The organism is Nostoc sp. DedQUE07 (genome assembly GCF_034530975.2).
Classification (GTDB): domain Bacteria; phylum Cyanobacteriota; class Cyanobacteriia; order Cyanobacteriales; family Nostocaceae; genus Nostoc.
In genome coordinates this window covers 206,889-229,109 of sequence record NZ_JAVRCC020000001.1, presented here as the reverse complement: position 1 = coordinate 229,109, position 22,221 = coordinate 206,889, and the positions used below count along the sequence as shown (strand labels likewise).

Sequence of the window (22,221 nt, the reverse complement as noted above, 5' to 3'; positions counted from 1 at the left end):
GCTATCATAGCTACTGGAGTAGAACGGATATGTTCTACTCTTTCAAGGTATTATGCAATTTTAAAGCTTATTTAGATTAGCACCACAAACTTATGGTGCGCAAAAATGGCAAGATACGATACTAAACAAAGTTTAATCAATTACAGTTCCACGATTTGTCAATGGCAGCAGAAACCAATGAAAACCATCTACTAATTATTGAAGACGATCAAGGTCGCAAAGAATTTTCTCTAGAGCACCCCGTCTACTCTATTGGTAGAGACCGCGAATGTAATATCCGTTTGATGTCGCAGTTTGTCTCCCGCCGCCATGCCACATTAGTGAGATTGCCACGAGAGCATAATAGTCATAGCTACTATTACCGGATTGTAGATGGCGATGCCAAAGGTAAGCCTAGTTCCAATGGTTTGATGATTAATGGACGTAAAATACCAGCCCACGATCTCAGAAATGAAGACGAGATTGTTTTTGGGCCTCAAGTACGTGCCATTTATTACCTTTTAAGAAACACTCAGCGTTTAGGACAAACGGATTCGAGCGAGTACGACATTACACTAATAAACCCCGGTATGGCCGAGGATTTAGAGGATTAAGAGAGTGAATTATAACTACCAATCACAGTCTGATACTTCCACGGTTTGAAGCCGTGGAAGTATCAATTCAATCACCAAAACTATCCTGCAATACTTTCAATCAAATGCCAATGGCGGCTACTTTCAATAGCTTGCTTGATTAACTCAAACATTTGTCGGCAGTAATTATCTAGGTGAATTGGTAGTTCTTCATTTTTAATCACAATACTCATCCGAGTTTCTGTTTCAGTAGATTTTGATTTGTCAATCAGTACTTCTACTGTTATTAATTTAGGAAAAGGAACATTTCCAGGAACCTCACGACCGATAATATATTCGGCTGTGTGATATTGAATATCCAACTGACAGTCCTGTAGAAGTTCTACAAGTAACGGCACCAGATGGTCACTAGGAACAGAAACAATAAATGAACAGGTATAGCGAGCCATAATAGCCCCAAGCCTTGCAACACTCCGTCCATCCTATAATACCGAAGTATCTAAATATAAAGTCATTAAAAAATCAAAGTTTTTGAGAGCAGGTATTACCAGATATACAGTCAATGAAGAGGCAGGGGGCAGGAGGTAGGAGGTAAACGTCATAAATAATTTAGGCGTTCCGTGAGTGTCAGCTGAATGGGGTTTCAATAAGGACGCAGTATTTTTTGTGGCACTTTCCGCTCGAAATACATACTTTGTTCTTTCTTCTCTAAGACACGCTTCGCGAACATAAATAAATTTACTCGATCTAGAAGAAAGTGGTAGAGGGCAAAAAATGTGTTTTCTTCCTCCTGTCTCCTGCCTCCTGCCTTCTTTGGTAAGCTGAAAGTTTGATCGAAAACTTTACAATAAAGGTTTGGCTAAGGTAGAAAATGAAAGTCGCAATTACTGGAGCAACAGGATTTGTCGGTAGTCGTTTGGTACAACGATTACACAAAGAAGGTCATAAAATAGTAGCATTAACTCGAAATACCGCTTTTGCTCAAAAGGTTTTTCCATCTGAGGCTTTTCCTAATGTAGAAATTGTTGCTCATACACCAAATGCATCTGGTTCTTGGCAAAGTGTCATTGCTAGTTGTGATGGCGTAGTTAATTTGGCAGGAGAACCTATTGGTGAAGGACGCTGGACACCAGAACGGAAACAAGAAATCCTCAATAGCCGAAAGTTAGGTACACAAAAAATAGTTGAAGCAATAGCCAAGGCGAACCCTAAACCATCTGTGTTAATTAACGCTTCGGCTATTGGCTACTACGGCACCAGTGAAACGGCTACCTTTGATGAAACCAGTCTATCTGGTAACGATTTTCTTGCCCAAGTCTGCCAAGCCTGGGAAGCTGAAGCGAGGAAAGTAAAAGATGCTGGTGTGCGACTAGTAATTCTGCGTTTTGGAATTGTCCTCGGCAATGGTGGTGCTTTAGGTAAAATGATTCCGCCTTTCAAACTCTTTGCTGGCGGGCCTATTGGCAGTGGTCGTCAGTGGTTCTCATGGATTCACGTAGACGATTTAGTTAACCTGATTTTGCAAGCTTTAACTAAACCGGAAATAGAAGGCGTATATAATGCCACTGCCCCCAACCCAGTTAGGATGGCAGATTTAAGCCAAACTTTGGGACAAGTGATGAATCGCCCTTCTTGGTTGCCTGTTCCTGCTTTTGCGATCGAAGCTCTTTTAGGAGACGGGGCTATAGTAGTTTTAGAAGGTCAGCAAGTTATCCCAAAACGCACCGTGCAAACAGGCTTTGAGTACAAATATCCTAATTTGCAATCGGCATTAACACAAATTCTTAATTAAAAGGGAGTGGGGAGTGGGGAGTGGGGACTGGGGACAAGGGCACACGGGCAAAGAGGCTTAGGGGAAAGACTTACTGCAACTTCCTTCCCCTCTGCTCCCCTGCTTTTTTCCAGTCCCCAGTCCCTAATCCCCAGTACCCAGTTCCTTGACTATTGACTAGAAAGAAATTTTTTGGAAACCCAACTGATAATACCGCTGAGAATTGCACCGCCCATGAGAATGCCAATTGCGGGGTTAAACAAGGGTTGCCACAGTTGATGCCACAAATCCAAACCCAGGTTTACTCCAGCAGCATCACCGATCGCAGCGATCGCTAACCAGCCAAAGCCAAACAAAACTAAAAAAACATCTGCGACTAAAATTATGTTTAGCCAATTTAACAATTTATCTTTCATGATTGGAGTGGGTACTGGGCATTGGGCATTGGGCATTGGGCATTGGGAATTGGGCATTGGGAAGAGACAGCCTAGAGAGTTATTTCAATAAATTCTCCCTTCTCCTCGTTGTCCCTAACCCCCAGTTCCCAGTTCCCAGTCCCCATTTTTTACTTTTCAAACAGCCAATTTTTGACTTTTGTTAAACTCTGCCAATCTGGTTTTCTACTTAAACCGTCCTCAATACTATTTTTTATTTCATCACTCCATTCTTCGTTGACAAAAATTAACTGCTGTGCTATATCAATATGTTCTCGCAAGCCTTTTTGCTTTGTTTCCAGCATTGCTAAGGCAAGATTGATTCTAGCTTGGGGATCTTGTGGATTTAACTTGACTGCCTTCTGTCCGGCTTTGTAAGCCAAATTGGGTTTGTTATCGAGTAGATACAACCACGCTAAACAAACCCAAGCTGCACTAGTTTTAGGAGCGCGATCGCACACTTCTTTAAATACAGGGATTAAAGATTCTGCTGATTCTCCTGCTTTATAGCGTTCTAAACCTGTATCAAACAGGGATTCAACTGTTTGAGTCATAGTAAATTAATCATGAGTCATTAGTCATTGGTCAATTGTCATTTGTCTTTCGTCCAATAATCAGGGACAAATGACAACTGACAATATTACACCCCAAATGACTTGCCGCAACCACAAGTTTGATTAGCATTGGGGTTAGTAAATTGGAAACCACCGCCAATCATAGCATCGCTGTAATCGAGCATTAAACCGTAGAGATATAACAGACTCTTGCGATCGCTGACAATTTTGAAGCCATCATAATCAAAAACTTCATCATGAGGGGTTATTTTGCTGGTATCTTCAAAGTCCATCATGTAAGACATCCCAGAACACCCACCCTGACGCACCCCTACCCGTAAGCACAAGTCTGTGCCTTGCTTGTCCCGGAGAGATTTTACCTGGTGCAATGCGGCTTCGCTCAACAGAATTCCACGTTGTTGAGCTTCAATTGCTTGTGTCATCTGCTTTTCAACTCCTTAATTAGTATAAGCGTTACCCTATATCGGCTTGTAATGCTTCTGGGTTGCTCTTGGTGTTTTTGTATTCATTCTAGCGGCTTAGATGTTGCTAGATACCAAATTGTAAACACTCCGTCAAAAGTAGCCAAAGATTTTTATTCTAGAATTGAGAGACTCAATGTGTTTATACATTCGGTATTCTTAAAATTCCAGCCTTACGGCAGCAACAGAAGCAACCACCCTTCAGGTGCAGCCATAAAAATTTAATCCGAGGCTAGCTAGCCCCCAAGTTTACTTCCAAATTGCTTCTTTTGATTCTATGACAAGTTTTAATCGCTCTACCAGTCGTCGGTTGAAGAAATTAACTCAAATTCCTTCTGTATGGGAGGGCGATCGCCGTCCGTTGTCATCACCAAACCAGGTGTCAGACTCAGAGGCAAAGGGAGAATGCATTCTTTGGGTAGATTACTCCCAAGGTGTTGTTCGAGGAATGGACGTGGTAGCTTCTGATACCGGCCCAGAAGCAATAGTTCGCACCTTAATGCAAGCAATGGAGCATCCCCAGAGTCCGGCAAGACCTGCTAGACCCCAAAGAATTGTAGTCAAAGACCGCGAGATCCAATTTTACCTGCGGGGAGTGCTGCAAGATTTGGATATCGCCATTGACTACGCACCAGAACTGCCTTTAATTGACGAACTATTTCGGGGATTCGCCGACATCCTCGATAGTCAAACCCCCGATTTACCCCCACAGTATGCGCAAATCTTGCGAGAGAAAGCATTTGCAATTTGGCAAGCAGCACCTTGGGAATTTTTGCAAGAACAGCAAATTTTGTCAATCGAGATTAATAAGTGGGATGTTGGCACACTCTACGCCTCAGTTATGGGAATGCTGGGAATGGAGTATGGGATTTTGTTTTATCGCTCAGAAGACTCTTTAAAACAGTTTCGCGCCGCAGTTTTAACGGATGAAGAATCAACAGAGCATCTAGAAGAAGCGTTCCTTAAGCAAGATTGCCTGTTTCTCACTTTTGAGAGCGTTGACGAAACTGATGAAGATGACGATGAAGAAGATGATTTGGCGGATCTGCCATTATCAGAAATTGACCCGACTTTTGGTAATATCCACCCCTTAGAAGGACTACGGTCTGTTTTGTATGACGAAGAAGCATTGGTAATCTTGGTTGCGATCGAAAGCCTGAGCCGCTTTATTCGCGATCACCGTCGCCAACTTCATGAGGACATTTTCCCAACTCTAAGCCGTCGCTATCGTATTTCTCTACCGCAGTCGGAAGAATCAACTAAATCAGTGCCTGTAACAGTCTCTACCATGCCGCAGTTAGCAGCAGAATTAGAGGAAATGGCAGGCTTTGGTATTGATGACGAGGAGATTGACAACCTTGATTTCCAATCATTGCGAGATGACTTAATACCAGAAGATTCCTTCCTCAGCTTAGGTGTAGTGTCTTGGGAAATGTTGGAGTTTCTGCGAAAGGGGGTCAGCTACCACCAGGCTGGTGAAATCAAACAAGTAGGTGACGGTTTGCCGGTGATTTTAATTCAAACTTCCCGACCCAAGGCGAAGACTGTAATTGAAAGAATTGAAGCAGCAGGCGGACTGAGAGCAATTTGCTTTAATCCAGGTGCCGATCCTTTTGATGGCGATCGCTACGACCTGGGTTTATTGCAAACTCAAAATGGCGAATTGTTCCTATTCGGTGAATTTTTAGATGAAGATCCAATTCATGTCGAAGCCCGAAAAAAATGGAATCAGCGGTGTAAAAATACTAAGGGCTATTGTGGCTTAATCATTGCTAAAGGACTAACGGGAGCCTCCCGTGGCAATCCTCAGTTACGAGATATGATGGCTTTGTTTGAAGGGCGATCGCTTTCACCTAAAGATTTAGGTATTGGCACTCTCCAACTTATGCCCCAACTGAAATTTGAATAATTGCATGAATTGCCGCAATCCTCAATCTCAAATCATCGGTATGAGAAGTTAAGTTGATGTGTATTTGATTGATTAAAACTGCATTTGAGAGGAAAAAAGGGAAGGCTTTGCCTTTTAACGTTTACCCCTGTTCTCTTTATCAACGGAGTGTTGATTCACCAGTGCTGAGTACTGTCTTACCCCATAGCAAAACGTGGGGATGGAAGTAAGGGCGCATCATTGACAGCAGATTTCAAGGAAAGTGAGTTACACAAGCTAAGTCTGTTACCTAAATATAAAGCGTGTTTTACTCCTTAATTCAGAATTCTAAATTGAGGAGTAACTGTTTCAGGCAAGTAAAAAGCAATACAGTTCAGTTAAGAAAACTGCTTTGTTGGGTTGCGCTTTGCTTCACCCAACAAAGCTATGAAAGTGTTGGGTTTCGTTCCTCAGCCCAACTTACACAACTTAAGGTTTTTGGCGTTAACTGAACTGTATTGAAGTAAAAAAGACTCAGGGTTTTCACTTTTGTATATACCCCAATACAATTCAGAATGGGCAACCAAACCCAGATGTAGACAGGCGTTTTGTCGCGTCTTGAAAGACCAATTGTCTACACCAATAACCCTTAACTAAATCCTATTGGTATATAACCCATCTCTGGTAGGTAGTCTTTTAAGTAGAGGCAGAGTATTTCCGGTTCTACTCAGTCTTCGCGATCTGCGTACCTATCAGCGTGCGGCACTTTTTCATGAATATTCATGTATATGTCAATACGAATACGCGACCAATCTTGAGAAGCTAACTTTACCTAAATTTCATGAAGTACCTGTATTTTCATAGTTTTCTAGTTATTTTATCTCAAGCTTTTAAGTATAAATAACTACAATAGCCGAAGAATTTATCTACAAAGACTGCTTGAATCAAACCTTACTGATGCACTGAGATATTGGAATCTTTTTTTAATAAGCTTTTGAGTTTAGCCTTCTGTTATATATCAATATCATTAAGCAAAAGTTCAGATAATATGTTTTTCTTTGTAATTTTTTTATAAAGGAGGAAAAATAGCTTTGCTAGTGTCTAAATGAAGATTATTTAAAGCGCGTAAATAATAGCTATAATAAACACATTGCCGAAACAATTAAAATATACGATTCTTTTTATGGGTATACTTACCAGATAAAAATAGTTGTAATAAAAATTTTATTGGCAGTAATTTATATCTTGACTTAGATATGAGGAAAAACTTTTATGTCAAATTTCTAACGCCCTACTTGGCTAAAAATGATTTATATAACTTCCAGATAGATGAAGACGAAAAATCGTCAAAATATTGCTGCTTTCAAAGCAAGCTATATCGCTAGAAAGAAGATAAAAAAGATGCAATACTTTATTGCATTCTGACGATAATTTATTGTAGAAGTATGAAACAAAACTAAAATATTATCGGCAGCAGTCAAATAACATCACATATATTCTGGATGAATTCGTCTGTGTGAAATTACAGATGTTGCTGTCAAAAATTACCAAGATAATTGGCAATTTAGACTCAGTAGACTGAGCGTTGTCCCTTTTTTTCGGGCTACTATATTGGCAGTGAAAAGCAATCAGCTTGATCGAAGTAAGCCAAAATTGATAACAGTTCAAGTAGCTCTTAAGTTCTTGGTTACAGTCTGGTTAGATATAGGTGTTTGTTTTAAGGCGATCGCTTATTTGTCTACTTTCTAAGGCCCTATTAACGCTCTATACACACCACTTCAAACCTCCTGTAAATCAGCATTTCAGCATCATAATGATTCTGAAGCTTTATTTTTTGATGTTCTAGCAGATATTCTCTCCAACTGGGTTTGACGAACTTAGTTAAGAGAGAAGGTCAAATGCTTTCAATGGAGAATAACTTTGGAAATCTTCATTGAGTTAACAGTAGGTATCTGGAATTCCTTTATAAAATTTCATTGTTAGGGTTTACTCATGCTGTTAGTGGGGTTATTATCTTCAAAAGCAACGATGTGCTATTTATGCTGTCACAATAGTAACAAATAAAGTGTAGTATTTTGATTTTTTTAGAAAATGATCGATCCTTTGACAAAACAAACATTCTTAATATTAATGGTATTACTTGTTTCGTGAGACAAACTCTGATAACCTTATCGGTTCCCTCTTTAATTTAGACTCTTTCGACCATCTAAATATACAGCAGATAGCATGATAATGACAAATAAAAAATGGGCAGTTAAACGCATAACAGTTAATCTTGCAACGCAGGAAGCGGAAAAACTAGAAAAATATTGCCAACAAACAGGTAGACCTGCAACTGATGTGATTCGTGAACTGATTAGAAGTTTGCCTGTTTCCGACGACGGTAAAGATGCAAACAACTAAGAAGTGACTTTCACAACTTATCCAGAAAACTGCTTTGCCACCAAAAAAATATCTCTGATACTTTTGAGAGTCCGCTGCTATGGACAAAAGTTTGTCTAGATGATACAGACGCGTTTTTATCGCGTCTGGTCATTTACCGGGACTAAAAGAAGTAATCAAAGAGTTTTTAGTATCGATATTGGCAAGCATTAATATGCTGCTGGAGTTGATATTAAGTAGCAAATTCCGACACCAACCCAGTTACAATCTGTAAAGAAACTGAAAAGGAACGACGGAATGCGTGTTGCAATCGTAGGTGCGGGACTGGCTGGGCTAGCAACCGCAGTGGATCTAGCTGATGCTGGTTGTGAAATAGAGATTTTTGAATCTCGTCCGTTTGTCGGCGGTAAAGTTGGCAGTTGGGTTGATGGAGATGGCAACCATCTAGAAATGGGGTTGCATGTATTTTTCGGGTGCTACTACCAACTATTTGACTTAATGAAAAAAGTGGGGGTGTTAGAAAACTTACGCCTCAAGGAACATACCCACACTTTTATTAATAAAGGGGGGCGCACTGGTGCTTTAGATTTTCGTTTTCTTACAGGTGCGCCTTTCAATGGGTTAAAGGCATTTTTCACTACTTCCCAACTATCGTTGCAGGATAAATTGCAAAATGCGATCGCTTTGGGTACTAGTCCGGTAGTTCGCGGATTGGTAGACTTTAACGGGGCGATGAAAACTATCCGCAATTTAGATAAAGTTAGCTTTGCCGATTGGTTTCGCAGTCATGGTGGAAGTAATGGCAGCATCAAGCGGATGTGGAACCCCATTGCCTACGCATTGGGATTTATTGATTGCGAAAATATGTCTGCCCGTTGTATGTTAACTATATTCCAGCTATTTGCAGTTAGAACTGAAGCTTCAGTTTTGCGAATGCTGGAAGGTTCTCCAGCTGAATATTTACACAAACCAATTCTGGAATATTTAGAAGCTAGAGGCACCAAAATTTACACGCGCCGACAAGTTCGGGAAATTCAGTTTGCTGAGTCAGCCGAACAAACCTGTGTCACTGGTATAGTAGTTGCCCAAGGTGATGCAGTAGAAACGATCGCAGCTGATGCTTACGTTTTTGCCTGTGATGTTCCAGGAATTCAACGCATCCTACCCCAGGAGTGGCGTAAGTGGTCAGAATTTGACAATATTTACAAACTGGATGCAGTGCCAGTGGCTACAGTGCAGTTACGCTTTGATGGTTGGGTAACAGAACTGAACGATGGAGAGCAACGTAAACAGTTAAACCATGCGGCTGGAATCGATAATTTACTTTACACAGCCGATGCTGACTTTTCTTGTTTTGCCGATTTAGCGTTGACTAGCCCTGCTGATTATTATCGCCCAGGACAGGGGTCTTTATTACAGTTAGTGCTGACACCGGGAGATCCGTTTATTGCCCAAAGTAATGAAGCGATCGCACAACATGTTCTCAAGCAAGTCCATGAACTGTTTCCTTCGTCGCGGGAGCTAAATATGACTTGGTACAGTGTGGTAAAGCTTGCTCAGTCTCTCTACCGAGAAGCGCCAGGAATGGATGCGTACCGTCCCAACCAAAAAACACCAGTAGATAATTTCTTCCTTGCCGGGAGTTATACTCAGCAAGACTACATCGACAGCATGGAAGGTGCTACTATTTCTGGACGACGTGCGGCAAAAGTGATTTTGGAAAGTTTGAAGAAATAACGTAGACACCCAGTGGCTTGCCGCAGGCTACTTCAAAGAGTGCAAAGAACGCGATCGCAAAGCATCTCCTAGAGAAGGAAAAAGAGAAATGCCAGACTGGTTAGAGCATACTGTGCAGGTAGAAGTAGAGGCTCCCATAGATTTAGTATGGAGCCTCTGGTCTGATTTAGAGCAAATGCCCCGGTGGATGAAGTGGATTGATTCGGTGAAAATTCCGCCAGATAATCCAGATATATCTCTTTGGAAATTAAAAACTGGCAGTCTAGAATTTTCTTGGCAATCCCGAATTCTCAAAGTTATTCCTAATCAAATTATCCAATGGGAATCTGTTGATGGTTTGCCGAATCAGGGAGCGATTCGCTTTTACGATCGCCACAATAGTAGCATTGTGAAAATGACTATTTCCTATGCTATCCCCGGCATTCTTGGCAAAATTATGGATAACTTGTTTTTGGGGCGGATAGTTGAATCAACTATTCAAGCTGATTTGGAAAGGTTTAAAGAATACGCGCTGAATGTTAAAGCTAATTGATATAGATAGCAAAAACAGGCAGTAGGAAACAATGTGTATATGACACTTCTTAGAAAAGGTTATAATTTTTTATGAGTTTATTGTAAATTTTGTGAGAATTGAATGCGTCACATTAATTTGAACGTCATCAATAAATCTGGTGAAGTAAAGACACTTTTTTCAAAAGGAGTACTTTGCTCTAAAGCTGATGCAGGAACTTACGATTTTTATATTGGTGGTAAATGCATAGTTTATCCACTCGGTAGGATTGCAACTATTCTGAAAGAGACTTCATCTCATGACGTTGTTGTTCAGTTTGATAATGGTGATATAGAAATTGTGAATTTGCATAATCTTTTTAGTGAAAGTCTTTTTGGTAGTTCAATTCCTTATAATCCAGCCTCATAAGATGGTTCTGGAAGTGAATCGCCTACAGCTTCGTAAGCAATAATTAGAGACTCTAAAGCTTCAATCCCATTTGCCACAGCTAACTCGTAAGTATCCCCATGAGTCCGCCAGCGTTGTCCTGGAAAATCAGGGAATGCTACTAAAAAGCAATCATCTTCCTCAGACCATTGAATAAGCATTTGGTATTTAAGTTTACTCATCTTGTTTCTTTTCCTCTACTTCCTCATCTGATATTTTGAACTTAGAGGATTAAAAAACTACCAAGTTGGATCGCTAAACAAATTAATCGTCAATTCCTCGCGTGGCGGTACTTCGGTAATACAAGCGCGAACAATCTCTCCATCCTCTAATTCGACGGTGCAAGCGTGACAAGATCCCATGAGACAACCGGTGGGAATAAACACCCCAGCCCGGTCTGCTACATCTAAGAGGGCTTCTCCCACTTCGGCATCTACTGTGACATCATCTGGTAAAAAGCGGACACGAACAATCATCAATATTACGCATTTAATAGAGTTGTCATTTGTCAGTTGTCATTTGTCCTTTGTAAATGACCAATACTTCTCTACGAGAGGCTGCGCCAACGACTACGCTCAGTACAAGTGACCAATGACTAATGACATTTCAACGCATTTTAGCTTAAGACAAAAACAGACTTAAGTCTAAATGGCTTTCAACTTCAATGGCTAGAGAGTCCAAAATTTGCTCTCGCTGTTCTCGGTAGTTAGCAACACCGGTGGGCAAAGATTTTAAACCTCGCTGTTGACGGAGGCGATTTAACCAAGCCCGTCGCCAAGGGCCATTGTCAAAAAGCCCGTGGAGGTAACTTCCCCACACTGATTGACAACTATCTACTAACCCTAAATTAATATCGTCAAATAGGGCATGGTAGGATTGAATATCTATGCCTTGCTGTTCGATACGCGATCGCCCTTGGTGAATTTCAAAGCCATTAACTGGCAAGCCTTGTTGGGGATAATTTGAGCTAACTTGGCGCTGACGGGCGATTTTTTGTCCTGTAATTACAGTTCTGATTGGTAAAAGATTTAACCCTTGAAATCTGCCCGCTTGTCCCTCTATCCCTTCTGGGTCGGCGATGATTTGACCGAGCATTTGATAGCCACCGCAGATACCTAAAACCGTTCCACCAGAAGCAGCGTAGTTTTGGATAGCTTCTGCCATACCGCTTTTTTGCAACAGTAGCAAGTCAGCAATTGTGGTCTTTGTACCTGGGATAATTACGGCATCAGGATGTCCTAAATCTTGCTTAGGACTTAAGTATTTAATTGAAACTGTACTTTCTGATTCCAGTGGGTCAAAGTCGGTGAAATTGGCAATTCTTGGTAAGCGGATGACAGCAATGTTGAGGTCAGTTTGGGCTTTATTTGACGACGATTGACGTTCTAGCAAGTCAAGTGAATCCTCGGCTGGAAACATTTGTTGCAAGTAGGGTATAACACCGATAACGGGGATACCTGTCCGTTCTTCTAACCATTTTATCCCCGGATCTAAGAGCGATCGCTGCCCTCGAAACTTATTGATTACTATACCTTTAATTAAGGCGCGTTCATCTGGTTCCAATAACTCTAAGGTACCAACAACATGGGCAAAAGCACCACCCCGGTCAATATCAACTACTAACATGGTTGGTGCATTTAAATGTTTTGCTACCCGCATATTAGTTAAGTCGCGGTGCTTGAGGTTAATTTCCGCAGGGCTACCAGCACCTTCACAAACCACCATGTCAAATTCTGTTCCTAAATGCTGTAGCGATTCTTCAATTGTCCGCCACCCCAGTTCAAAATATTGCTCGTAGTAATCTGAGGCACTCACTTTGCCTACAGACCTCCCTTTAATAATTACTTGAGAAGTCATATCCCCTTGAGGTTTGAGTAAAATTGGGTTCATTTCTACCCAAGGCACGACTCCCGCAGCCCAAGCTTGCACTGCTTGAGCATAGCCAATTTCTCCACCACTGGCAGTAACATAAGCATTTAAAGCCATATTTTGACCTTTAAAGGGAGCCACTCGCCAACCACGCCGCGATAAAATACGACAAATAGATGTAGTTAAAAGTGATTTCCCTGCATGGGATGTTGTCCCCACCACCATAATTGATTTCATAGTTGCTATCACTTAGTTTTTCAAGATACAGAGTTAATTCTTAGGAGCGAACAACAAGGCAGCAAGGGGAGTGGAAAAGCAGGGGAGCAGGGGAGCAGAGGAGAAAGTTGCAGTAAGTTTTTTCCCTCTGCCCCTTTGCACCTCTGGCTTTTGTGCCCAATGCCCAATACCCAATACCCAATGCCCAATGCCCAATGCCCACTATAACCATCACAAATTGTAGTTGGATGGTTATGGTAAAGACTTCATGAATAGATATGATGTTTCCGTGTATATTGTTCCCTTTGATTCCCTAATCCTAACTCTTGGATTTTTTATTCTAAAAAGGTATCCGTAACCAACGAATCATTGCATCATAGAAGCGATCGCGCCATGAAGGAGTACGCCAATTTTTTCCCTGATACTGCTCCACTAACTGGCGTCCCAAGGGAGTGAGACGAAAACTATCTGTAATTCCCTGACCATCAACTTCTCGGCGCAATACACCTACTTGAATCAACCAGCCCAAAGCGTCATCACAGGCTAATTCTGATAAAGGGCGTTTAGTATAGCCCTGCTTGAGTCCATTTTCCAGAGCGATCGCAGTTACTGATACACTCTGGTGTCCCATCACTTCAAATAAAGATACATTAAAAGGCGAACACACTAGCGATCGCTCGGCTCTTTCTACTGTGCTTTGAGGATAGACAAAAATATTTGGGTTTTGGGAATCAACAGCAGCCATTGTGTATTGGTAGAAATTTTTCTTCTAACAAAGATTAATTTAAGAATATATTTTTTCTTGTACCAAATACCTCATTAAACCAAAATTAGTTACCTAAAGTGTATTTATCCGATTTTTTAGTAATTATATTTAAACATTATAAATTAATGTAAAATTTCAAGTGCATCAACAATCTGAAACAGGAAAGGTTAATTATGCCTCTAGCAGTTGGTACGGATGCACCTGCATTTACCGCCAAAGATACAAACGGCAACACAGTCTCGCTATCTGATTTTGCCGGGAAAACGGTTGTTTTGTATTTTTACCCCAAAGATGACACGCCAGGCTGCACCAAACAAGCCTGTAGTTTTCGGGATGCCCAGTCTCAATATCAAGGTAAAGATATTGTCATCTTGGGAGTCAGTGCAGATGATGAAGTCTCCCATCAGGCATTCACCCAAAAATATAATTTGAATTTTCCCCTACTGGCTGACAGCGACAAATCCCTCATCAAGGCTTTCGATGTGGATGGCGGCGGTTATGCCAAACGCGTCACCTACGTAATTGACCCCAGCGGTAAAATTACCCATGTTGACGCTAATGTAAATACCAGCAACCATGCTAGCGATATTTTAGCTGCGCTTGGGTTGTAGTTTTTTACCCGATCATTCAGGTTTTTTTTATAGTTTCAACCCCAAGCCTCTAGAAGCTTGGGGTTCTTTGTTTGAATTCAGTTACCTGATGGTGTCACCGATGGCGATGTAACTGATGGTAGTATAATCGTTGGCAAATTATTGGGGGTTGGTTGCTGTTGTTGACCTTGAATTAGTTTTTGTTGCCTTGCTTTAAAGGCTGCTGCTGCTGAGTTTAGTTCTTCGTTCTGTTGGTTAGAATCCCAGTTGAGATTCCCGAAATTTGCCCGATGAATCAGATCGAACATATTAAAATTGTCTGAGTTGGAACGGGCGAAAGGATCGGTATTTTGGTCTGTTGTACTATTGCTGGGGAAAGCATCCGTTGGGCTGCTGATTTGAGCGGAACTTGGTTGAGCCATGAGCAAGGAAGCAAAGCTAATTCCTGCTGCCGTAGCTAGAAAGAGTCTAGTAATTTGTAAAAATGGTTTTTTCATGGGTTTTGACCCTAAATAAAATTGATCTATTTTATCTTTTTAAGCCAGAGTCCGCCGCAGTTGGGGTTGAATACTCAGCAACGCGACTAGGGCAAAGCCAAACAACACCAGCAATGCTCCCCCAAAGGTAACATCGCCCCAAGGAGCCTGCATCACTATACTACTTAGTCCCCAATTACTGTGGAAATAGAGATAGCGAATTGGTTCGATCGCATAGCTGAGAGGATTGAGGGTAGCTACAACCTGCAACCACTTAGGCATGAAGGATAGGGGTGCTAAAGCAGTACTGGCAAACAATAGTGGTAGGTTAGTGACGAAAATCACTGCAATCAATTCAATGTGTCCGGGTAGAGCAAAAGCTAAACCGAGGGAGATGGCTGTTACACCCAAAGCTAAGAGCAAAACAATTAGAGCGATCGCACTTAAACCAGCTACATCTGGAAGTCCTGCGCCCAAAAATGCTGCTGCTGCAACAATTACGGCTGCTTGCAACAAACTTTGGCTGATGATAAAAATGGCTGAGGCAAAAACAATGGAAAACCGCGATGCTAAGGGTGCTACTAGCAAACGATTCAAAAAGCCGAACTCGCGGTCAAACATTACGGGTAAACCAGCATTCAGCGCCCCAGCAAAGGCTGTAAACACAATGATGCCAGCAGCTAAAAATTGTCCGTAATTTGTTGCTGTATTACCAAATATACCCTTGGGGGCATTTTGGAACAAAGCGCCAAATAGCACTAACCACATTACTGGCTGAATAATTCCAGCAACCAAAGATGAGGGACGGCGTTGCAACTGAATGAACAAGCGACGAGTTAAAGCCAACGTCTCTTGTACCAATTCACCGAAAAAGTTAGGTGCAGTATTAACATCTGCTTGCGGCGATGCTAGCGGCTGCCAATTGATATCAGATTTAGGAGTAACACTCATAGCAATTTTGGATTTTGGATTTTGGATTTTGGATTTTGGATTTTGGATTTTAGATTGGGCATTGGGCATTGGGCATTGAGCATTGGTCAATATTCTTCTTCCCCTGCTTCCCCTGCTTCCCCTGCTCCCCCTGCTCCTCCTGCCCCATGCCCCATTCGCTATCTCATATTCTGCTTCTTCTCAGCTTTGGGATCGCGGGTGGCGACGGCTGCGAGTTCTGCATCCAACAAGGTGCGTCCTGTAGCAGCGAGATAAACGTCATCAAGGCTGGGGCGAGATTGGGCGATGCCAAATATGGGCAAGCCAGCGGTGTTCAGCGCTTGCTGTATGTTAATGAGAACATCATTTTGAGGTGTCACTACCAAGTTGAGCGAATTACCTTGAGCGCTGTTGATGATGACTTCTTGGATAAAGGGTAAAGGTTTCAGGAGGTTTTTAGCTTTTTCAGCTTCTTCAATGGGGGAAAACTCGCGGATTCGCAAGGTGATGCGATCGCCCCCTACTCGATCTTTCAATTGCGAAGGTGTATCACTGGCAATTACAATGCCGCGATCTATAATTGCCACGCGATCGGCTAAAGCGTCAATTTCTTCTAAGTAATGGCTGGTAATTACTACCGTCGTCCCAGAGGCGCGTAATTTTTTCAGGAAATCCCACACCACAAAACGAGTTTCTATGTCAAGCCCTACAGTTGGCTCGTCCAACACCAAAACATCTGGTGCATGGAGCAAGCCGGCAGCCAAGTCTAGGCGCTTACGTAAACCGCCTGAGTAGGTTCCTGTCTTTTTGTTGGCGTATTCTTGCAAACCGAGTAAGTCTAATACCGTCTCAATCCGCTGTTTGGCTATTGCGTTTGGAAGGTGATAAAGTGCTGCTTGCAATTGCAGCAGTTCTTTTCCAGTCAACACCTTATCTATAGCGACTTCCTGAGCTACGTAGCCTAGTCGTTGTCTTGCCACTTTCGGATTATCTAACACAGAGATGCCAGATACTTCGATAATGCCTGCATCCGGTGTGGTTAGCGTACACAAAGCACGCAAGGTTGTAGTTTTCCCCGCACCGTTGGGGCCAAGTAAACCAAAAATTTCTCCTGATTCTACCTGAAAAGAAACATCCTGGACGGCAACCACTGTACCGTAACGTTTTTGCAGATTTTGAATTAAAACGGCGGGAGCCATGACAGCCGATCCCCAACTATACAAATCTCAATAAAGTCTATCTTTATTGTAGAAGGTAGAGAGCAAGTAAATAGCGCATGAGCGAAAATCTGTAAACAAATTCCCGTTATGCGCTATGCTGCCAAAAATTTTTAATTATTCTAAACAAGTTGCTTGATTGCGTTTGTAGCGAAACAAACCAAATACGACAGCAACTAATCCTAAACCTGGAAGATTTCCAGGCTCTGGAACTTTACGAATGGGAGGCTTAGGCGGAGTGTAGTACTTTATTGGCACATCTGGCAGATCGCCATTAAATAGATAATTGTGAGACTCGCCATTTCCTGTCAAAGAAGCTACCACGACATTGCCGTTAATTTGACCGTTATTGAAATTGAAATTAGCCAAAGGCGCAAGAATACTACCTTGGATACCAATTCCACTAGCAGTTATATTTGTCGCTTCATAAAAGTTGTAAATTACCTTTTGTTTATCTGCGCCAATGATATTAAACCCAAAGTTTTGCAGCGACACATCCTTACCGCTGATATTGACAACGATAGTTGAATTTGCGTCCCCCTTAATTTCAAAATAGTTTGTCTTGGAGACAGATGAGCCTGCAAGATTAAAAACATTGAAAGCAGTACTACTGCCACTAAGGTTAATAGCACCCCAAGGTTGAACTGTTGTGTTACCAGTAGGAGTCAAGGTTGCCAAATATTCAGATAGTCCTCGCAGTTGTTTCCCTGCTTCATTGAAGTTGATGGGATTTCCCTGGCTGAGAGTTCCTTGGGGAAATCCCACATTGCTGGATACATTGGCACTGCCTCCATAGACAGCATTACCGTGGTAGACTTGACCGTTGCTCAGAGTTAAATTCTGTCCAGCAACTACTACGTTGCCGCTATTACCAGAAAGTCTGCTTCCAAGTCCGCCGACAAAATTGATGTTACCGCCAGCAGCAACTTTTCCTTCGATATCTGTATATTTTTGAGAGATATCTCCCAAAACAAATACATTGTAATCAGAGGCAGCGCCTAACTCAATTGCATTCGCTCTTGCTGAAAAACCCAGCGCTAGAGTGACTACAATCGGAACTGTTACTAACCCCCAAATATAATAGGTTTTTGATTTCATCTTCTAGTTTAGGAATCATCAAGACGATCCTATGGGTATAAATCAAAGATTGCACTAGTTAGCTAGCTATTTTTATTGAAGTTTCACATTAGTATAACTACTATATACTTTTATCCAAATTATCTGCTCAACCGCATATTTACTGTTGATTGCATGAATTAAATTTTTATCAACAATAATTCAGGAGTTAGGAGTGAGGACGTTATTTCAAAACTTTCAAAGTTTTGAGGCTAGTATGATTGTAACCACTGATAAATCCCCCCATCACCTGGATGTGTTGCAGGTAATCAAGAAATCAAGAATGGATTTATTGATGACTTCTCCCGGCATTAACAAGGGAATTCGTGGAGGATAGGGATCTTTATTGTAGAAGGTGGAGAGCAGAGTTGATCTGAGTTTAAAGTTGCTCGATCGAGGAAGTAAACAATAGGCAGAGGGAGAGTAAGGGAGCAAAAAGAATCTTTTTCCTTTCCTGCTTTTTGGCAGGATTGGTAATTGAGCAAAATCTAAAAACTACCCATTCCTAAATTCCAGTTAATATCATAGACCGCTTTATCGATTAGGGCGGATATATCCTTCTGCTTCCAATTTTTTTAAGGCACTTTGGGCTGCTACTTTTCCATATCTTATACCAATAGCAGTAGATTCCTGACTGATTTGGGGAATAACGGTAATTGTTTTTTGTCCTAAAGGTGTCTGATAAAATGCAATGATTTGTTTGATTTCCTCATTAGTAAAGTATTTATTATAAATAGGAATAATCTCATTGACAATATCATCTATCTTGAGTTCAGCAGCAAAAGTATCCCAAAATTTTTGAGGAACTTGAGGGTATTCGGACTTGAAATCATTTAATAGTTGAGTGATGATCTGTGTAGAAAGATTTTTCGCACCAGTTATCTCTAACAATTTCTTGACATTATTAGTTTTTTCTATTTCTTGAGCATTAGTACTTGGTGCAATAGTATTAGTTTGATTTTGAGCAAAAGCAGCTCTATTGAAGGTGGTTACTAAAGAAAGTACAACTGCTGGTACGAACAAAAATTTTATCTTCATTGATTTCAATTTATTTTTAAGAGAAGATTATTTAGGTAACTTTGACAAAAGAGGAACCATTGTGAGTAACGATCTCAAATTATTATCCTTAAATTTACCATATAAGTCATTCTTTTACTACCTTTAGGGTGCGTAAACTACTATTAGCACAACCACTAATTAATCCTCCCATTGCCTGGATTTGTTGCAGATAGTCAAGGACGGGTTTGGTGATGACTTCTCCCGGCATTAACACAGGAATTCCTGGGGGATAGGGACAGACGATTTCAGCACAAATGCGTTTATTGGTTTGTGTCAAAGGTAGTATTTCACTGACAGCAAAAAAAGCTTCACGGGGAGAAAGTTGGAAAGCATAATCTAGTGTTTTGTCTAAATTTAGCCAAACCTGGTTTTTAACAGTCAAGTTGCTTCGGCGATATTCTTTGGCGAGGGTAGTGAAAGCTTGCACTAATTGTTCAATATCGGCTGGGGTGTTGCCCAAACTAATGATAAAGGTGAGATGTTGTAGTGAGGCAAATTCAGCAGTGACAGCAAATTTTTCATCTAGAATTTCATCTGCTTCAAATCCGGTTAAACCTAAACTAGAAACAGTGACAGTTAGTCGCGTTTTGTCTAAAGTTACAAAGCCGGGAGATCCTCCCAACCCCCCTTTTAAAGGGGGGCTTAAAACTGATAATCCAGGAATTTGACTGATTTTTGTTCTAGCTTCTTCAGCAAGTTGCAAAGTGCGAGACATCAACATTTTTCCGTGGAGTGCCATTTGCTGACGCGCTGCATCTAAAGAAGCTAAAAGTAAATAACTAGGACTGGTAGATTGTACGAGTTGCAAAGCTTTACTGATGCGATCGCCATCTATCCTATTACCCTGAATATGCAGCATCGATGCTTGTGTCATCGCACCGAGTACCTTGTGGATGGATTGTACAGTTAAATCAGCACCTACGGCTAAAGCTGGAGTGGGTAATTCTGAATGAAAGGCAAAGTGTGCGCCGTGTGCCTCATCTACGAGTAGAGGGACATTATATTGATGTGTAATATTGGCGATCGCATTCAAATCTCCACAAACACCGTAATATGTTGGATAAACGATTAATACTGCTTTGGCATCTGGATGTTGTTGGAGTGCAGATTGTACAGCATTGGGCGTGATGCTGTGGGCAATATCTAAAACTGGATGGTATTCAGGATTGATGAAAATTGGTATTGCACCAGAGAGAATTAAACCAGCGATCGCCGAAGAATGTACATTCCGAGGCAAAATAATTTTATCGCCTGTGCCACAGGTAGCCAGAATTGCCGCTTCAATTCCACAGGTAGAACCATTGACAAGGAACCATGTTTGCGAAGCACCAAATGCCTCAGCCGCCAGTTGTTGTGCTTCTTGAATAACGCCTTGGGGTGCAAAAAGATTATCTAAATCTGCTAATTCGGTTAAATCAGTGCGAAAGACAGCTTTACCAAGTAAATCAACCAAAGGTTGAGAAATTCCCTCACCTAGTTTATGTCCTGGAGTGTAAAAAGGCGCATGAGGTCTTGCTGCATTAGCTTTTAAGGCATCTAATAAAGGTATTTGGTTTTGATTGAGCATTTTTGGGAAAACGAACCGTTAATGATAGAATCTTAAATCTGCTAGGGCATATTGAATACTCCGAAATAACAAATGAGTACTCCGAAATAACAAATGAGTACTCCGAAATAACAAATGAGTACTCCGAAATAACAAATTGTTCAGGGTTGATAAAAATTGGTATTGCACGCAGAGCCGCAAAGGATACAGAGGAAGAAGAGAATCGTTATGCACAATGCTATGCTTGCGTTAAAATGCGTAAGTCCTGTGTATCTGACTAGATGAGACCTTATCATCAAATCCCAATTTTTGAGTGTGGTGAACCGCTAGTAGCGATTCCTTTAGAATTGTTTGCGGTGGAATCTCCCCATCCTTATGAAAAGTTAGGTGCGCCTTATGGCGATCGCTCTCCTTATTATCTCCGTCAAAGCGTTATTGAAAATTTGATTCAAGCGCAAAATTACCTGGAATTGTTGCGTCAGAAGTGGCGGATTCAAATTTTTGATGCCTATCGCCCAGTAGCAGTCCAGCAGTTTATGGTAGATTACAGCTTCGCCCAAGCAGTGCGGGATAGAGGACTAACTAATGTAGAGTTATCAGCAAACCAACGCCAAGAGATTTGGGAAGCGGTTTATGCAATTTGGGCTGCACCGAGTTTAGATGCAAAAACTCCGCCTCCTCATAGTACTGGTGGGGCAGTAGATGTAACGCTGGTAGATGATACAGGGCAAATAGTAAATATGGGTTCGCCAATTGATGAAATGTCAGAGCGATCGCATCCCGATTATTATGCCAATAGCGATCGCTTAGAAACGCAAAAGTATCATGTTCATCGTCAACTATTGCGAGATGTAATGTTAAAAGCCGGTTTTCAACGCAATCCTAGAGAGTGGTGGCATTTTTCTGTTGGCGATCAAATGTGGGCTTGGCTAAATAATCAATCTAATCCAGCCAATCCTGTCACCGCACGTTATGGACGGCTTATATAGATGCGTTATCACAAAAGAATTCAGAAGTCAGAATTCAGAATTCAGAATTGAATTGGAGTCTGACTGGCAGACTTACTCAATCTAATGCTGAATAAATGGTGATACTAAATGCGAAATCTTGCTTACGGAATCCATAAGGAATAAATAAGCGTTCATCCTACACTTTCTTCTTCTGACTACTGAATTCAGACTTCTGGATTCTTCTTCAAGCATCTTGAGGATTCAGTTCTTTTAACTCGTCGGTGGTGTAAGTACCAATGGGAGTCCAAACTAGATAGGGAACGAGTAACAACGCCGCTATTAGAGAAATCGGTAAAACGCAGATTGCCAAGACAACGCCTGAAATCAAACCGATTAGCCCAAGAACTTCCCCAATTTTGAGACTGCGAAACCTCAACATTGTAGGTATGTAGGCGACGGTGATAATTTCCACCAAGAGGTACAAAGCCATTAGTAGCCAAGTAATTATGCCTCCGGGATTTTTTTCCCAGACAAAATAAGCTGAAGCTGCACCGCAAATAAAAATCACAGTCCAGATAATTGGAATCAGCGGCTCAAAAACTAGCCAGCGAGGGCGACTTAAGTTTGCAAACCATTTAACATCACGTGGCGTGATGAAGAAACTACCAAGGGCGACGAAGAAAGTTACAGCCCCAATTATTATCCAAGATGGAATCATAATGCACTCTTGCTTTGTGTATTTTGTCAATT

Annotated in this window: 24 protein-coding genes; 9 read left to right on the top strand and 15 right to left on the bottom strand. The window is 41.4% G+C overall.

Features of this window, described 5'->3' with window-relative positions; translation table 11 throughout:
- Positions 1-161: 161 nt before the first annotated feature.
- The gene (locus RMZ95_RS00820; RefSeq protein ID WP_322674251.1) at positions 162-593 is read left to right on the top strand and encodes an FHA domain-containing protein; all 432 of its coding nucleotides are present in this window, start codon (positions 162-164) and stop codon (positions 591-593) included.
- An 80-nt stretch (positions 594-673) separates the two neighbouring features.
- Here the strand turns inward: RMZ95_RS00820 and RMZ95_RS00815 are convergent, their stop codons facing one another.
- Positions 674-1,021 carry a hypothetical protein gene (locus RMZ95_RS00815; RefSeq protein WP_322665545.1) on the bottom strand — a complete coding sequence of 116 codons (348 nt, stop codon included), beginning with the start codon at positions 1,019-1,021 and terminating at the stop codon, positions 674-676.
- 422 nt (positions 1,022-1,443) lie between these two features.
- Here RMZ95_RS00815 and RMZ95_RS00810 point away from each other — a divergent pair, with 422 nt between their 5' ends.
- A complete protein-coding gene (locus RMZ95_RS00810; RefSeq protein WP_322682933.1) occupies positions 1,444-2,364 on the top strand; it encodes a TIGR01777 family oxidoreductase in 921 nt (306 codons plus the stop codon).
- Positions 2,365-2,513: 149 nt separating this feature from the next.
- Here RMZ95_RS00810 and RMZ95_RS00805 read toward each other — a convergent pair whose 3' ends face one another.
- From RMZ95_RS00805 to RMZ95_RS00795, 3 genes are all read right to left on the bottom strand, one after another.
- Positions 2,514-2,759, bottom strand: a complete 246-nt coding sequence (locus RMZ95_RS00805; RefSeq protein WP_322682968.1) for a hypothetical protein — start codon at positions 2,757-2,759, stop codon at positions 2,514-2,516.
- A gap of 149 nt (positions 2,760-2,908) precedes the next feature.
- Positions 2,909-3,331 carry a hypothetical protein gene (locus tag RMZ95_RS00800; RefSeq protein WP_322674253.1) on the bottom strand — a complete coding sequence of 141 codons (423 nt, stop codon included), beginning with the start codon at positions 3,329-3,331 and terminating at the stop codon, positions 2,909-2,911.
- Between the two features lie 86 nt (positions 3,332-3,417).
- A complete protein-coding gene (locus RMZ95_RS00795; protein ID WP_322665540.1) occupies positions 3,418-3,774 on the bottom strand; it encodes an iron-sulfur cluster assembly accessory protein in 357 nt (118 codons plus the stop codon).
- A gap of 316 nt (positions 3,775-4,090) precedes the next feature.
- Between RMZ95_RS00795 and RMZ95_RS00790 the strand changes: the two genes are divergently transcribed.
- The 5 genes from RMZ95_RS00790 to RMZ95_RS00770 all read left to right on the top strand — a co-directional run bounded on the left by RMZ95_RS00790 (position 4,091) and on the right by RMZ95_RS00770 (position 10,718).
- Positions 4,091-5,722, top strand: a complete 1,632-nt coding sequence (locus RMZ95_RS00790; RefSeq protein ID WP_322682932.1) for a DUF6930 domain-containing protein — start codon at positions 4,091-4,093, stop codon at positions 5,720-5,722.
- A gap of 2,184 nt (positions 5,723-7,906) precedes the next feature.
- Positions 7,907-8,083 (top strand): CopG family transcriptional regulator, encoded by a 177-nt coding sequence (locus RMZ95_RS00785; protein ID WP_322674255.1) that lies wholly within the window; start codon positions 7,907-7,909, stop codon positions 8,081-8,083.
- Between the two features lie 276 nt (positions 8,084-8,359).
- Positions 8,360-9,799: a 9,9'-di-cis-zeta-carotene desaturase gene (zds, locus tag RMZ95_RS00780; RefSeq protein WP_322682931.1), complete on the top strand. Its 1,440-nt coding sequence runs from the start codon at positions 8,360-8,362 to the stop codon at positions 9,797-9,799.
- An 88-nt stretch (positions 9,800-9,887) separates the two neighbouring features.
- The gene (locus RMZ95_RS00775; RefSeq protein WP_099100960.1) at positions 9,888-10,331 is read left to right on the top strand and encodes an SRPBCC family protein; all 444 of its coding nucleotides are present in this window, start codon (positions 9,888-9,890) and stop codon (positions 10,329-10,331) included.
- Positions 10,332-10,433: 102 nt separating this feature from the next.
- Positions 10,434-10,718 carry a hypothetical protein gene (locus RMZ95_RS00770; protein ID WP_322682930.1) on the top strand — a complete coding sequence of 95 codons (285 nt, stop codon included), beginning with the start codon at positions 10,434-10,436 and terminating at the stop codon, positions 10,716-10,718.
- Here RMZ95_RS00770 and RMZ95_RS00765 read toward each other — a convergent pair.
- The 4 genes from RMZ95_RS00765 to RMZ95_RS00750 form a co-directional block, all read right to left on the bottom strand.
- The gene (locus RMZ95_RS00765) at positions 10,700-10,918 is read right to left on the bottom strand and encodes a type II toxin-antitoxin system HicB family antitoxin (protein ID WP_322682929.1); all 219 of its coding nucleotides are present in this window, start codon (positions 10,916-10,918) and stop codon (positions 10,700-10,702) included. The two genes, RMZ95_RS00770 and RMZ95_RS00765, sit on opposite strands and share 19 nt — an antisense overlap.
- Positions 10,919-10,975: 57 nt before the next feature.
- Positions 10,976-11,212 carry a 2Fe-2S iron-sulfur cluster-binding protein gene (locus tag RMZ95_RS00760; RefSeq protein WP_322682928.1) on the bottom strand — a complete coding sequence of 79 codons (237 nt, stop codon included), beginning with the start codon at positions 11,210-11,212 and terminating at the stop codon, positions 10,976-10,978.
- A 145-nt stretch (positions 11,213-11,357) separates the two neighbouring features.
- Positions 11,358-12,842 carry a cobyric acid synthase CobQ gene (cobQ, locus tag RMZ95_RS00755; RefSeq protein WP_322682927.1) on the bottom strand — a complete coding sequence of 495 codons (1,485 nt, stop codon included), beginning with the start codon at positions 12,840-12,842 and terminating at the stop codon, positions 11,358-11,360.
- Between the two features lie 319 nt (positions 12,843-13,161).
- The gene (locus tag RMZ95_RS00750; protein ID WP_322682926.1) at positions 13,162-13,566 is read right to left on the bottom strand and encodes an Npun_F0494 family protein; all 405 of its coding nucleotides are present in this window, start codon (positions 13,564-13,566) and stop codon (positions 13,162-13,164) included.
- A 194-nt stretch (positions 13,567-13,760) separates the two neighbouring features.
- Here RMZ95_RS00750 and RMZ95_RS00745 point away from each other — a divergent pair, with 194 nt between their 5' ends.
- Entirely contained in the window at positions 13,761-14,198 is a 438-nt protein-coding gene (locus tag RMZ95_RS00745) for a peroxiredoxin (protein WP_289798885.1), read from the top strand.
- A gap of 77 nt (positions 14,199-14,275) precedes the next feature.
- Here RMZ95_RS00745 and RMZ95_RS00740 read toward each other — a convergent pair whose 3' ends face one another.
- From RMZ95_RS00740 to RMZ95_RS00715, 6 genes are all read right to left on the bottom strand, one after another.
- Entirely contained in the window at positions 14,276-14,674 is a 399-nt protein-coding gene (locus RMZ95_RS00740) for a hypothetical protein (protein WP_322674262.1), read from the bottom strand.
- 39 nt (positions 14,675-14,713) lie between these two features.
- The gene (locus tag RMZ95_RS00735) at positions 14,714-15,604 is read right to left on the bottom strand and encodes an ABC transporter permease (RefSeq protein WP_322674263.1); all 891 of its coding nucleotides are present in this window, start codon (positions 15,602-15,604) and stop codon (positions 14,714-14,716) included.
- Positions 15,605-15,762: 158 nt separating this feature from the next.
- Positions 15,763-16,782 (bottom strand): ABC transporter ATP-binding protein, encoded by a 1,020-nt coding sequence (locus RMZ95_RS00730; protein ID WP_322682925.1) that lies wholly within the window; start codon positions 16,780-16,782, stop codon positions 15,763-15,765.
- Between the two features lie 135 nt (positions 16,783-16,917).
- On the bottom strand, positions 16,918-17,898 hold the full coding sequence (locus tag RMZ95_RS00725) for a choice-of-anchor A family protein (protein ID WP_322682924.1): 981 nt from the start codon (positions 17,896-17,898) through the stop codon (positions 16,918-16,920).
- Between the two features lie 552 nt (positions 17,899-18,450).
- Entirely contained in the window at positions 18,451-18,939 is a 489-nt protein-coding gene (locus RMZ95_RS00720; protein ID WP_322682923.1) for a DUF2059 domain-containing protein, read from the bottom strand.
- Positions 18,940-19,060: 121 nt separating this feature from the next.
- Positions 19,061-20,542, bottom strand: a complete 1,482-nt coding sequence (locus RMZ95_RS00715) for an aminotransferase class I/II-fold pyridoxal phosphate-dependent enzyme (protein ID WP_322682922.1) — start codon at positions 20,540-20,542, stop codon at positions 19,061-19,063.
- Between the two features lie 260 nt (positions 20,543-20,802).
- Between RMZ95_RS00715 and RMZ95_RS00710 the strand changes: the two genes are divergently transcribed.
- A complete protein-coding gene (locus RMZ95_RS00710; protein WP_322682921.1) occupies positions 20,803-21,510 on the top strand; it encodes a M15 family metallopeptidase in 708 nt (235 codons plus the stop codon).
- 205 nt (positions 21,511-21,715) lie between these two features.
- Here RMZ95_RS00710 and RMZ95_RS00705 read toward each other — a convergent pair whose 3' ends face one another.
- Positions 21,716-22,189 carry a TspO/MBR family protein gene (locus RMZ95_RS00705; RefSeq protein ID WP_322682920.1) on the bottom strand — a complete coding sequence of 158 codons (474 nt, stop codon included), beginning with the start codon at positions 22,187-22,189 and terminating at the stop codon, positions 21,716-21,718.
- Between the last annotated feature and the right edge of the window lie 32 nt (positions 22,190-22,221).

Coding starts and splice junctions, on each gene's coding strand:
- RMZ95_RS00815 (WP_322665545.1), bottom strand. CDS start 1,021: ATGGCTCGCTATACCTGTTCATTTATTGTTTCTGTTCCTAGTGACCAT.
- RMZ95_RS00765 (WP_322682929.1), bottom strand. CDS start 10,918: ATGAGTAAACTTAAATACCAAATGCTTATTCAATGGTCTGAGGAAGAT.
- RMZ95_RS00750 (WP_322682926.1), bottom strand. CDS start 13,566: ATGGCTGCTGTTGATTCCCAAAACCCAAATATTTTTGTCTATCCTCAA.
- RMZ95_RS00745 (WP_289798885.1), top strand. CDS start 13,761: ATGCCTCTAGCAGTTGGTACGGATGCACCTGCATTTACCGCCAAAGAT.
- RMZ95_RS00715 (WP_322682922.1), bottom strand. CDS start 20,542: ATGCTCAATCAAAACCAAATACCTTTATTAGATGCCTTAAAAGCTAAT.
- RMZ95_RS00760 (WP_322682928.1), bottom strand. CDS start 11,212: ATGATTGTTCGTGTCCGCTTTTTACCAGATGATGTCACAGTAGATGCC.
- RMZ95_RS00730 (WP_322682925.1), bottom strand. CDS start 16,782: ATGGCTCCCGCCGTTTTAATTCAAAATCTGCAAAAACGTTACGGTACA.
- RMZ95_RS00810 (WP_322682933.1), top strand. CDS start 1,444: ATGAAAGTCGCAATTACTGGAGCAACAGGATTTGTCGGTAGTCGTTTG.
- RMZ95_RS00790 (WP_322682932.1), top strand. CDS start 4,091: ATGACAAGTTTTAATCGCTCTACCAGTCGTCGGTTGAAGAAATTAACT.
- RMZ95_RS00740 (WP_322674262.1), bottom strand. CDS start 14,674: ATGAAAAAACCATTTTTACAAATTACTAGACTCTTTCTAGCTACGGCA.
- RMZ95_RS00735 (WP_322674263.1), bottom strand. CDS start 15,604: ATGAGTGTTACTCCTAAATCTGATATCAATTGGCAGCCGCTAGCATCG.
- RMZ95_RS00795 (WP_322665540.1), bottom strand. CDS start 3,774: ATGACACAAGCAATTGAAGCTCAACAACGTGGAATTCTGTTGAGCGAA.
- zds (WP_322682931.1), top strand. CDS start 8,360: ATGCGTGTTGCAATCGTAGGTGCGGGACTGGCTGGGCTAGCAACCGCA.
- RMZ95_RS00800 (WP_322674253.1), bottom strand. CDS start 3,331: ATGACTCAAACAGTTGAATCCCTGTTTGATACAGGTTTAGAACGCTAT.
- RMZ95_RS00820 (WP_322674251.1), top strand. CDS start 162: ATGGCAGCAGAAACCAATGAAAACCATCTACTAATTATTGAAGACGAT.
- cobQ (WP_322682927.1), bottom strand. CDS start 12,842: ATGAAATCAATTATGGTGGTGGGGACAACATCCCATGCAGGGAAATCA.
- RMZ95_RS00725 (WP_322682924.1), bottom strand. CDS start 17,898: ATGAAATCAAAAACCTATTATATTTGGGGGTTAGTAACAGTTCCGATT.
- RMZ95_RS00785 (WP_322674255.1), top strand. CDS start 7,907: ATGATAATGACAAATAAAAAATGGGCAGTTAAACGCATAACAGTTAAT.
- RMZ95_RS00805 (WP_322682968.1), bottom strand. CDS start 2,759: ATGAAAGATAAATTGTTAAATTGGCTAAACATAATTTTAGTCGCAGAT.
- RMZ95_RS00710 (WP_322682921.1), top strand. CDS start 20,803: ATGAGACCTTATCATCAAATCCCAATTTTTGAGTGTGGTGAACCGCTA.
- RMZ95_RS00705 (WP_322682920.1), bottom strand. CDS start 22,189: ATGATTCCATCTTGGATAATAATTGGGGCTGTAACTTTCTTCGTCGCC.
- RMZ95_RS00770 (WP_322682930.1), top strand. CDS start 10,434: ATGCGTCACATTAATTTGAACGTCATCAATAAATCTGGTGAAGTAAAG.
- RMZ95_RS00775 (WP_099100960.1), top strand. CDS start 9,888: ATGCCAGACTGGTTAGAGCATACTGTGCAGGTAGAAGTAGAGGCTCCC.